The sequence below is a fragment of the Aliivibrio wodanis genome (assembly GCF_052920805.1).
Map to the genome: position 1 here is coordinate 1 of NZ_JBREXA010000008.1, position 12799 is coordinate 12799.

Here is a 12799-nt window from a genome sequence, read left to right on the forward strand (position 1 = left end):
TGTTATAGTTACGGCCGCCGTTTACTTGGGCTTCGATCAAGAGCTTCGACCGAAGTCTAACCCCATCAATTAACCTTCAAGCACCGGGCAGGCGTCACACCGTATACGTCATCTTACGATTTAGCACAGTGCTATGTTTTTAATAAACAGTTGCAGCCACCTGGTATCTGCGACTCCCGGCAGCTTAGAGAGCAAGTCTCATCACCGCTAGGAGCGTACCTTCTCCCGAAGTTACGGTACCATTTTGCCTAGTTCCTTCACCCGAGTTCTCTCAAGCGCCTTAGTATTCTCTACTCGACCACCTGTGTCGGTTTGGGGTACGATTTCTTATAATCTGAAGCTTAGAGGCTTTTCCTGGAAGCATGGCATCAATGGCTTCACATCCGTAGATGCTCGACATCGTGTCTCAGCCTAACAAGAGTCCGGATTTACCTAAACTCTTAGCCTACGCACTTGAACTTGGACGACCGTCGCCAAGCCCACCTAGCCTTCTCCGTCCCCCCATCGCAATTATAAGAAGTACGGGAATATTAACCCGTTTCCCATCGACTACGCTTTTCAGCCTCGCCTTAGGGGTCGACTTACCCTGCCCCGATTAACGTTGGACAGGAACCCTTGGTCTTCCGGCGAGGGGGTTTTTCACCCCCTTTATCGTTACTCATGTCAGCATTCGCACTTCTGATACCTCCAGCATGCCTTACAGCACACCTTCGACGGCTTACAGAACGCTCCCCTACCCAACACAATAAATTGCATTGCCGCAGCTTCGGTGTATAGCTTAGCCCCGTTACATCTTCCGCGCAGGCCGACTCGACCAGTGAGCTATTACGCTTTCTTTAAATGATGGCTGCTTCTAAGCCAACATCCTGGCTGTCTGAGCCTTCCCACATCGTTTCCCACTTAGCTATAACTTTGGGACCTTAGCTGGCGGTCTGGGTTGTTTCCCTCTCCACGACGGACGTTAGCACCCGCCGTGTGTCTCCCGGATAGTACTTACTGGTATTCGGAGTTTGCAAAGGGTTGGTAAGTCGGGATGACCCCCTAGCCTTAACAGTGCTCTACCCCCAGTAGTATTCGTCCGAGGCTCTACCTAAATAGATTTCGGGGAGAACCAGCTATCTCCAAGTTTGATTGGCCTTTCACCCCTAGCCACAAGTCATCCGCTAATTTTTCAACATTAGTCGGTTCGGTCCTCCAATTGATGTTACTCAATCTTCAACCTGCCCATGGCTAGATCACTTGGTTTCGGGTCTATATCCAGAGACTGAACGCCCAGTTAAGACTCGGTTTCCCTACGGCTCCCCTAAACGGTTAACCTTGCCACTGAATATAAGTCGCTGACCCATTATACAAAAGGTACGCAGTCACATAACAAGTATGCTCCTACTGCTTGTACGTACACGGTTTCAGGTTCTATTTCACTCCCCTCACAGGGGTTCTTTTCGCCTTTCCCTCACGGTACTGGTTCACTATCGGTCAGTCAGTAGTATTTAGCCTTGGAGGATGGTCCCCCCATATTCAGACAGGATATCACGTGTCCCGCCTTACTCGTTTTCACTGATGATGAGATGTCGGTTACAGGGCTATCACCTTGTATCGCGCCACTTTCCAGAGGCTTCACCTGTCTCATTAAAAGCTTAAGGGCTAACCCAATTTCGCTCGCCGCTACTTTCGGGATCTCGGTTGATTTCTCTTCCTCGGGGTACTTAGATGTTTCAGTTCTCCCGGTTTGCTTCGCTGCGCTATGTATTCACGCAGCGATACTAGCTTATGCTAGTGGGTTTCCCCATTCAGAAATCCCAGACTCAAAAGGTTTTTACTACCTAATCTGGGCTTATCGCAAGTTAATACGTCTTTCATCGCCTCTGACTGCCAAGGCATCCACCGTGTACGCTTAGTCACTTAACCATACAACCCCAAGAGGTTTCGTATGGCATAAACAACCAAGGTTGAACTCGTCATTGCGAGTTCTGGTTTTTCGCCGGATTCAAAATACAAGAACACTTGAATGTGTTTTTAATTTGTTTATCTAAGATAAACAAAAGATATTAAGAACTTTTAAATTTTGATTTGAATAACTCGTAAGTTATTTAAATCAGTCAGCTTTCCAAATTGTTAAAGAGCTTAAAGCAAAAAGCTTTAATCAATAATCGAAATCATTAATTAAAGCTCTGTCACTTCAACTTATTAAAACCTAATCAATCTGTGTGAACACTCATAAATCGTAATCTATCGTTTAAGGAGGTGATCCAGCCCCAGGTTCCCCTAGGGCTACCTTGTTACGACTTCACCCCAGTCATGAACCACAAAGTGGTGAGCGTCCTCCCGAAGGTTAAACTACCCACTTCTTTTGCAGCCCACTCCCATGGTGTGACGGGCGGTGTGTACAAGGCCCGGGAACGTATTCACCGTGACATTCTGATTCACGATTACTAGCGATTCCGACTTCACGGAGTCGAGTTGCAGACTCCGATCCGGACTACGACGCACTTTTTGGGATTCGCTCACTATCGCTAGCTTGCAGCCCTCTGTATGCGCCATTGTAGCACGTGTGTAGCCCTACTCGTAAGGGCCATGATGACTTGACGTCGTCCCCACCTTCCTCCGGTTTATCACCGGCAGTCTCCCTGGAGTTCCCACCATTACGTGCTGGCAAACAAGGATAAGGGTTGCGCTCGTTGCGGGACTTAACCCAACATTTCACAACACGAGCTGACGACAGCCATGCAGCACCTGTCTCAGAGTTCCCGAAGGCACTAAGCTATCTCTAGCGAATTCTCTGGATGTCAAGAGTAGGTAAGGTTCTTCGCGTTGCATCGAATTAAACCACATGCTCCACCGCTTGTGCGGGCCCCCGTCAATTCATTTGAGTTTTAATCTTGCGACCGTACTCCCCAGGCGGTCTACTTAACGCGTTAGCTCCGAAAGCCACGGCTCAAGGCCACAACCTCCAAGTAGACATCGTTTACGGCGTGGACTACCAGGGTATCTAATCCTGTTTGCTCCCCACGCTTTCGCATCTGAGTGTCAGTGTCTGTCCAGGGGGCCGCCTTCGCCACTGGTATTCCTTCAGATCTCTACGCATTTCACCGCTACACCTGAAATTCTACCCCCTCTACAGCACTCTAGTTTGCCAGTTTCAAATGCGGTTCCGAGGTTGAGCCCCGGGCTTTCACATCTGACTTAACAAACCACCTGCATGCGCTTTACGCCCAGTAATTCCGATTAACGCTCGCACCCTCCGTATTACCGCGGCTGCTGGCACGGAGTTAGCCGGTGCTTCTTCTGTCGCTAACGTCAAGATGTGCAGCTATTAACTACACACCCTTCCTCACGACTGAAAGTACTTTACAACCCGAAGGCCTTCTTCATACACGCGGCATGGCTGCATCAGGCTTTCGCCCATTGTGCAATATTCCCCACTGCTGCCTCCCGTAGGAGTCTGGACCGTGTCTCAGTTCCAGTGTGGCTGATCATCCTCTCAGACCAGCTAGAGATCGTCGCCTTGGTGAGCTCTTACCTCACCAACAAGCTAATCTCACCTGGGCTAATCTTAGCGCGAGAGGTCCGAAGATCCCCCTCTTTGGTCCGAAGACATTATGCGGTATTAGCTATCGTTTCCAATAGTTATCCCCCACACTAAGGCATATTCCCAGGCATTACTCACCCGTCCGCCGCTCGTCAGCAAATTAGCAAGCTAATTTCTGTTACCGCTCGACTTGCATGTGTTAGGCCTGCCGCCAGCGTTCAATCTGAGCCATGATCAAACTCTTCAATTAAAGTAATTAAAGTTTTTTGGTTTGTTTCAGCAGAAACAAAACCGGCTCAATGATTAATACTGATTTCTTACATAAAAGTAATTTTGTGTAGTCACTCAGTTCATTGATTATTTTTGTTTGAATTCACTTCGAAAAGTAAAAGCAAACTAGTGATTATCAACTCACAAGTGCCCACACAGATTGATTTGGTTAAATTGTTAAAGAGCTTGTCTTTCAACCACTTAGCGTTACCGCTTCGTCGCTTCAGGCTGCGTATAATACGCTTTCTGATTTGAAAGTCAAGATAATATTTTCAACTTTTTCATTTATTTATGAAAGACTTAAAAACGTTATGTTGACTTGGCTCACAGTGACAATCTGGGAGCGAAATAAAAGCCCGTTCTATTGAACGGGCACTTATTCAAATTCAAGCCTGGCGATGTCCTACTCTCACATGGGAAAACCCACAAACTACCATCGGCGCTATTACGTTTCACTTCTGAGTTCGGCATGGGATCAGGTGGGTCCATAACGCTATGGTCGCCAAGCAAATTCTTTCTATCTACCTCACTAAGAGATAAATAATAATCTGGAAAGCCGTTTCTCTATATAAAGAGTTGTTCTTAATCACATTCAATCTGTTTCTTGCAACTTTAAATCCGTTCAAAACCCCTTGGGTGTTGTATGGTTAAGCCTCACGGGCAATTAGTACAGGTTAGCTCAATGCCTCGCAGCACTTACACACCCTGCCTATCTACGTCGTAGTCTCCAACAACCCTTTAGGATACGTATAGTATCAGGGATGACTCATCTCAAGGCTCGCTTCACGCTTAGATGCTTTCAGCGTTTATCGATCCCGAACTTAGCTACCGGGCAATGCTACTGGCGTAACAACCCGAACACCAGAGGTTCGTCCACTCCGGTCCTCTCGTACTAGAGCAGCCCCTTTCACTCATCCAACGCCCACGGCAGATAGGGACCGAACTGTCTCACGACGTTCTAAACCCAGCTCGCGTACCCCTTTAATGGCGAACAGCCATACCCTTGGGACCGACTTCAGCCCCAGGATGTGATGAGCCGACATCGAGGTGCCAAACACCGCCGTCGATATGAACTCTTGGGCGGTATCAGCCTGTTATCCCCGGAGTACCTTTTATCCGTTGAGCGATGGCCCTTCCATTCAGAACCACCGGATCACTATGACCTACTTTCGTACCTGCTCGAATTGTCATTCTCGCAGTCAAGCGGGCTTATGCCATTGCACTAACCACACGATGTCCAACCGTGTTTAGCCCACCTTCGTGCTCCTCCGTTACTCTTTGGGAGGAGACCGCCCCAGTCAAACTACCCACCAGGCACTGTCCGCAACCCCGATAAGGGGCCAACGTTAGAACATCAAGCATACAAGGGTGGTATTTCAAGATTGCCTCCACCAATACTAGCGTACTGGTTTCAAAGGCTCCCACCTATCCTACACATGTAGGGTCAATGTTCAGTGCCAAGCTGTAGTAAAGGTTCACGGGGTCTTTCCGTCTAGCCGCGGGTACACTGCATCTTCACAGCGATTTCAATTTCACTGAGTCTCGGGTGGAGACAGCGTGGCCATCATTACGCCATTCGTGCAGGTCGGAACTTACCCGACAAGGAATTTCGCTACCTTAGGACCGTTATAGTTACGCCGCCGTTTACTTGGGCTTCGATCAAGAGCTTCGACCGAAGTCTAACCCCATCAATTAACCTTCAAGCACCGGGCAGGCGTCACACCGTATACGTCATCTTACGATTTAGCACAGTGCTATGTTTTTAATAAACAGTTGCAGCCACCTGGTATCTGCGACTCCCGGCAGCTTAGAGAGCAAGTCTCATCACCGCTAGGAGCGTACCTTCTCCCGAAGTTACGGTACCATTTTGCCTAGTTCCTTCACCCGAGTTCTCTCAAGCGCCTTAGTATTCTCTACTCGACCACCTGTGTCGGTTTGGGGTACGATTTCTTATAATCTGAAGCTTAGAGGCTTTTCCTGGAAGCATGGCATCAATGGCTTCACATCCGTAGATGCTCGACATCGTGTCTCAGCCTAACAAGAGTCCGGATTTACCTAAACTCTTAGCCTACGCACTTGAACTTGGACGACCGTCGCCAAGCCCACCTAGCCTTCTCCGTCCCCCATCGCAATTATAAGAAGTACGGGAATATTAACCCGTTTCCCATCGACTACGCTTTTCAGCCTCGCCTTAGGGGTCGACTTACCCTGCCCCGATTAACGTTGGACAGGAACCCTTGGTCTTCCGGCGAGGGGGTTTTTCACCCCCTTTATCGTTACTCATGTCAGCATTCGCACTTCTGATACCTCCAGCATGCCTTACAGCACACCTTCGACGGCTTACAGAACGCTCCCCTACCCAACACAATAAATTGCATTGCCGCAGCTTCGGTGTATAGCTTAGCCCCGTTACATCTTCCGCGCAGGCCGACTCGACCAGTGAGCTATTACGCTTTCTTTAAATGATGGCTGCTTCTAAGCCAACATCCTGGCTGTCTGAGCCTTCCCACATCGTTTCCCACTTAGCTATAACTTTGGGACCTTAGCTGGCGGTCTGGGTTGTTTCCCTCTCCACGACGGACGTTAGCACCCGCCGTGTGTCTCCCGGATAGTACTTACTGGTATTCGGAGTTTGCAAAGGTTGGTAAGTCGGGATGAACCCCTAGCCTTAACAGTGCTCTACCCCCAGTAGTATTCGTCCGAGGCTCTACCTAAATAGATTTCGGGGAGAACCAGCTATCTCCAAGTTTGATTGGCCTTTCACCCCTAGCCACAAGTCATCCGCTAATTTTTCAACATTAGTCGGTTCGGTCCTCCAATTGATGTTACTCAATCTTCAACCTGCCCATGGCTAGATCACTTGGTTTCGGGTCTATATCCAGAGACTGAACGCCCAGTTAAGACTCGGTTTCCCTACGGCTCCCCTAAACGGTTAACCTTGCCACTGAATATAAGTCGCTGACCCATTATACAAAAGGTACGCAGTCACATAACAAGTATGCTCCTACTGCTTGTACGTACACGGTTTCAGGTTCTATTTCACTCCCCTCACAGGGGTTCTTTTCGCCTTTCCCTCACGGTACTGGTTCACTATCGGTCAGTCAGTAGTATTTAGCCTTGGAGGATGGTCCCCCAATATTCAGACAGGATATCACGTGTCCGCCTTACTCGTTTTCACTGATGATGAGATGTCGGTTACAGGGCTATCACCTTGTATCGCGCCACTTTCCAGAGGCTTCACCTGTCTCATTAAAAGCTTAAGGGCTAACCCAATTTCGCTCGCCGCTACTTTCGGGATCTCGGTTGATTTCTCTTCCTCGGGGTACTTAGATGTTTCAGTTCTCCCGGTTTGCTTCGCTGCGCTATGTATTCACGCAGCGATACTAGCTTATGCTAGTGGGTTTCCCCATTCAGAAATCCCAGACTCAAAAGGTTTTTACTACCTAATCTGGGCTTATCGCAAGTTAATACGTCTTTCATCGCCTCTGACTGCCAAGGCATCCACCGTGTACGCTTAGTCACTTAACCATACAACCCCAAGAGGTTTCGTATGGCATAAACAACCAAGGTTGAACTCGTCATTGCGAGTTCTGGTTTTTCGCCGGATTCAAAATACAAGAACACTTGAATGTGTTTTTAATTTGTTTATCTAAGATAAACAAAAGATATTAAGAACTTTTAAATTTTGATTTGAATAACTCGTAAGTTATTTAAATCAGTCAGCTTTCCAAATTGTTAAAGAGCTTAAAGCAAAAAGCTTTAATCAATAATCGAAATCATTAATTAAAGCTCTGTCACTTCAACTTATTAAAACCTAATCAATCTGTGTGAACACTCATAAATCGTAATCTATCGTTTAAGGAGGTGATCCAGCCCCAGGTTCCCCTAGGCTACCTTGTTACGACTTCACCCCAGTCATGAACCACAAAGTGGTGAGCGTCCTCCCGAAGGTTAAACTACCCACTTCTTTTGCAGCCCACTCCCATGGTGTGACGGGCGGTGTGTACAAGGCCGGGGAACGAATCACCGTGACATTCTGATTCACGATTACTAGCGATTCCGACTTCACGGAGTCGAGTTGCAGACTCCGATCCGGACTACGACGCACTTTTTGGGATTCGCTCACATCGCTAGCTTGCAGCCCTCTGTATGCGCCATTGTAGCACGTGTGTAGCCCTACTCGTAAGGGCCATGATGACTTGACGTCGTCCCCACCTTCCTCCGGTTTATCACCGGCAGTCTCCTGGAGTTCCCACCATTACGTGCTGGCAAACAAGGATAAGGGTTGCGCTCGTTGCGGGACTTAACCCAACATTTCACAACACGAGCTGACGACAGCCATGCAGCACCTGTCTCAGAGTTCCCGAAGGCACTAAGCTATCTCTAGCGAATTCTCTGGATGTCAAGAGTAGGTAAGGTTCTTCGCGTTGCATCGAATTAAACCACATGCTCCACCGCTTGTGCGGGCCCCCGTCAATTCATTTAGAGTTTTAATCTTGCGACCGTACTCCCCAGGCGGTCTACTTAACGCGTTAGCTCCGAAAGCCACGGCTCAAGGCCACAACCTCCAAGTAGACATCGTTTACGGCGTGGACTACCAGGGTATCTAATCCTGTTTGCTCCCCACGCTTTCGCATCTGAGTGTCAGTGTCTGTCCAGGGGGCAGCCTTCGCCACTGGTATTCCTTCAGATCTCTACGCAGTTTCACCGCTACACCTGAAATTCTACCCCCCTCTACAGCACTCTAGTTTGCCAGTTTCAAATGCGGTTCCGAGGTTGAGCCCCGGGCTTTCACATCTGACTTAACAAACCACCTGCATGCGCTTTACGCCCAGTAATTCCGATTAACGCTCGCACCCTCCGTATTACCGCGGCTGCTGGCACGGAGTTAGCCGGTGCTTCTTCTGTCGCTAACGTCAAGATGTGCAGCTATTAACTACACACCCTTCCTCACGACTGAAAGTACTTTACAACCCGAAGGCCTTCTTCATACACGCGGCATGGCTGCATCAGGCTTTCGCCCATTGTGCAATATTCCCCACTGCTGCCTCCCGTAGGAGTCTGGACCGTGTCTCAGTTCCAGTGTGGCTGATCATCCTCTCAGACCAGCTAGAGATCGTCGCCTTGGTGAGCTCTTACCTCACCAACAAGCTAATCTCACCTGGGCTAATCTTAGCGCGAGAGGTCCGAAGATCCCCCTCTTTGGTCCGAAGACATTATGCGGTATTAGCTATCGTTTCCAATAGTTATCCCCCACACTAAGGCATATTCCCAGGCATTACTCACCCGTCCGCCGCTCGTCAGCAAATTAGCAAGCTAATTTCTGTTACCGCTCGACTTGCATGTGTTAGGCCTGCCGCCAGCGTTCAATCTGAGCCATGATCAAACTCTTCAATTAAAGTTTTTTGGTTTGTTTCAGCAGAAACAAAACCGGCTCAATGATTAATACTGATTTCTTACATAAAAGTAATTTTGTGTAGTCACTCAGTTCATTGATTATTTTTGTTTGAATTCACTTCGAAAAGTAAAAGCAAACTAGTGATTATCAACTCACAAGTGCCCACACAGATTGATTTGGTTAAATTGTTAAAGAGCTTGTCTTTCAACCACTTAGCGTTACCGCTTCGTCGCTTCAGGCTGCGTATAATACGCTTTCTGATTTGAAAGTCAAGATAATATTTTCAACTTTTTCATTTATTTATGAAAGACTTAAAAACGTTATGTTGACTTGGCTCACAGTGACAATCTGGGAGCGAAATAAAGCCCGTTCTATTGAACGGGCACTTATTCAAATTCAAGCCTGGCGATGTCCTACTCTCACATGGGGAAACCCCACACTACCATCGGCGCTATTACGTTTCACTTCTGAGTTCGGCATGGGATCAGGTGGGTCCATAACGCTATGGTCGCCAAGCAAATTCTTTCTATCTACCTCACTAAAGAGATAAATAATAATCTGGAAAGCCGTTTCTCTATATAAAGAGTTGTTCTTAATCACATTCAATCTGTTTCTTGCAACTTTAAATCCGTTCAAAACCCCTTGGGTGTTGTATGGTTAAGCCTCACGGGCAATTAGTACAGGTTAGCTCAATGCCTCGCAGCACTTACACACCCTGCCTATCTACGTCGTAGTCTCCAACAACCCTTTAGGATACGTATAGTATCAGGGATGACTCATCTCAAGGCTCGCTTCACGCTTAGATGCTTTCAGCGTTTATCGATCCCGAACTTAGCTACCGGGCAATGCTACTGGCGTAACAACCCGAACACCAGAGGTTCGTCCACTCCGGTCCTCTCGTACTAGGAGCAGCCCCTTTCAATCATCCAACGCCCACGGCAGATAGGGACCGAACTGTCTCACGACGTTCTAAACCCAGCTCGCGTACCACTTTAAATGGCGAACAGCCATACCCTTGGGACCGACTTCAGCCCACGGATGTGATGAGCCGACATCGCGGTGCCAAACACCGCAGTCGATATGAACTCCTGGGCGGTATCAGCCTGTTATCCCGGAGTACCTTTTATCCGTTGAGCGATGGCCCTTCCATTCAGAACCACCGGATCACTATGACCTACTTTCGTACCTGCTCGAATTGTCATTCTCGCAGTCAAGCGGGCTTATGCACTGCAATGAACAACCGAGGGTCAAACTGGGTTCGAGCCACCTTCGTGCTCCTCCGTTACTCTTTGGGAGGAGACCGCCCCAGTCAAACTACCCACCAGGCACTGTCCGCAACCCCGATAAGGGGCCAACGTTAGAACATCAAGCATACAAGGGTGGTATTTCAAGATTGCCTCCACCAATACTAGCGTACTGTTTCAAAGGCTCCCACCTATCCTACACATGTAGGGTCAATGTTCAGTGCCAAGCTGTAGTAAAGGTTCACGGGGTCTTTCCGTCTAGCCGCGGGTACACTGCATCTTCACAGCGATTTCAATTTCACTGAGTCTCGGGTGGAGACAGCGTGGCCATCATTACGCCATTCGTGCAGGTCGGAACTTACCGACAAGGAATTTCGCTACCTTAGGACCGTTATAGTTACGGCCGCCGTTTACTTGGGCTTCGATCAAGAGCTTCGACCGAAGTCTAACCCCATCAATTAACCTTCAAGCACCGGGCAGGCGTCACACCGTATACGTCATCTTACGATTTAGCACAGTGCTATGTTTTTAATAAACAGTTGCAGCCACCTGGTATCTGCGACTTCCTGCAGCTTAGAGAGCAAGTCTCATCACCGCTAGGAGCGTACCTTCTCCCGAAGTTACGGTACCATTTTGCCTAGTTCCTTCACCCGAGTTCTCTCAAGCGCCTTAGTATTCTCTACTCGACCACCTGTGTCGGTTTGGGGTACGATTTCTTATAATCTGAAGCTTAGAGGCTTTTCCTGGAAGCATGGCATCAATGGCTTCACATCCGTAGATGCTCGACATCGTGTCTCAGCCTAACAAGAGTCCGGATTTACCTAAACTCTTAGCCTACGCACTTGAACTTGGACGACCGTCGCCAAACCCACCTAGCCTTCTCCGTTCCCCCATCGCAATTATAAGAAGTACGGGAATATTAACCCGTTTCCCATCGACTACGCTTTTCAGCCTCGCCTTAGGGGTCGACTTACCCTGCCCCGATTAACGTTGGACAGGAACCCTTGGTCTTCCGGCGAGGGGGTTTTTCACCCCCTTTATCGTTACTCATGTCAGCATTCGCACTTCTGATACCTCCAGCATGCCTTACAGCACACCTTCGACGGCTTACAGAACGCTCCCCTACCCAACACAATAAATTGCATTGCCGCAGCTTCGGTGTATAGCTTAGCCCGTTACTTCTTCCGCGCAGGCCGACTCGACCAGTGAGCTATACGCTTTCTTTAAATGATGGCTGCTTCTAAGCCAACATCCTGGCTGTCTGAGCCTTCCCACATCGTTTCCCACTTAGCTATAACTTTGGGACCTTAGCTGGCGGTCTGGGTTGTTTCCTCTCCACGACGGACGTTAGCACCCGCCGTGTGTCTCCCGGATAGTACTTACTGGTATTCGGAGTTTGCAAAGGGTTGGTAAGTCGGGATGACCCCCTAGCCTTAACAGTGCTCTACCCCCAGTAGTATTCGTCCGAGGCTCTACCTAAATAGATTTCGGGGAGAACCAGCTATCTCCAAGTTTGATTGGCCTTTCACCCCTAGCCACAAGTCATCCGCTAATTTTTCAACATTAGTCGGTTCGGTCCTCCAATTGATGTTACTCAATCTTCAACCTGCCCATGGCTAGATCACTTGGTTTCGGGTCTATATCCAGAGACTGAACGCCCAGTTAAGACTCGGTTTCCCTACGGCTCCCCTAAACGGTTAACCTTGCCACTGAATATAAGTCGCTGACCCATTATACAAAAGGTACGCAGTCACATAACAAGTATGCTCCTACTGCTTGTACGTACACGGTTTCAGGTTCTATTTCACTCCCCTTCTTTTCGCCTTTCCCTCACGGTACTGGTTCACTATCGGTCAGTCAGTAGTATTTAGCCTTGGAGGATGGTCCCCCCATATTCAGACAGGATATCACGTGTCCCGCCTTACTCGTTTTCACTGATGATGAGATGTCGGTTACAGGGCTATCACCTTGTATCGCGCCACTTTCCAGAGGCTTCACCTGTCTCATTAAAAGCTTAAGGGCTAACCCAATTTCGCTCGCCGCTACTTTCGGGATCTCGGTTGATTTCTCTTCCTCGGGGTACTTAGATGTTTCAGTTCTCCCGGTTTGCTTCGCTGCGCTATGTATTCACGCAGCGATACTAGCTTATGCTAGTGGGTTTCCCCATTCAGAAATCCCAGACTCAAAAGGTTTTTACTACCTAATCTGGGCTTATCGCAAGTTAATACGTCTTTCATCGCCTCTGACTGCCAAGGCATCCACCGTGTACGCTTAGTCACTTAACCATACAACCCCAAGAGGTTTCGTATGGCATAAACAACCAAGGTTGAACTCGTCATTGCGAGTTCTGGTTTTTCG

Annotated in this window: 7 rRNA genes; all 7 read right to left on the reverse strand. The window is 48.4% G+C overall.

Annotation, left to right across the window (positions count from 1 at the left end):
* Positions 1-1908 (reverse strand): 23S ribosomal RNA (locus ACU5DF_RS23140); the annotation flags it as partial.
* 329 nt (positions 1909-2237) lie between these two features.
* Positions 2238-3779, reverse strand: a 16S ribosomal RNA gene (locus ACU5DF_RS23145).
* 410 nt (positions 3780-4189) lie between these two features.
* A 5S ribosomal RNA gene (gene rrf / locus ACU5DF_RS23150) occupies positions 4190-4306 on the reverse strand.
* Between the two features lie 136 nt (positions 4307-4442).
* Positions 4443-7327, reverse strand: a 23S ribosomal RNA gene (locus tag ACU5DF_RS23155).
* 329 nt (positions 7328-7656) lie between these two features.
* A 16S ribosomal RNA gene (locus ACU5DF_RS23160) occupies positions 7657-9197 on the reverse strand.
* A gap of 400 nt (positions 9198-9597) precedes the next feature.
* Positions 9598-9713: ribosomal RNA gene (gene rrf, locus ACU5DF_RS23165) — 5S ribosomal RNA — on the reverse strand.
* Positions 9714-9850: 137 nt separating this feature from the next.
* Positions 9851-12726, reverse strand: a 23S ribosomal RNA gene (locus ACU5DF_RS23170).
* Positions 12727-12799: the final 73 nt, after the last annotated feature.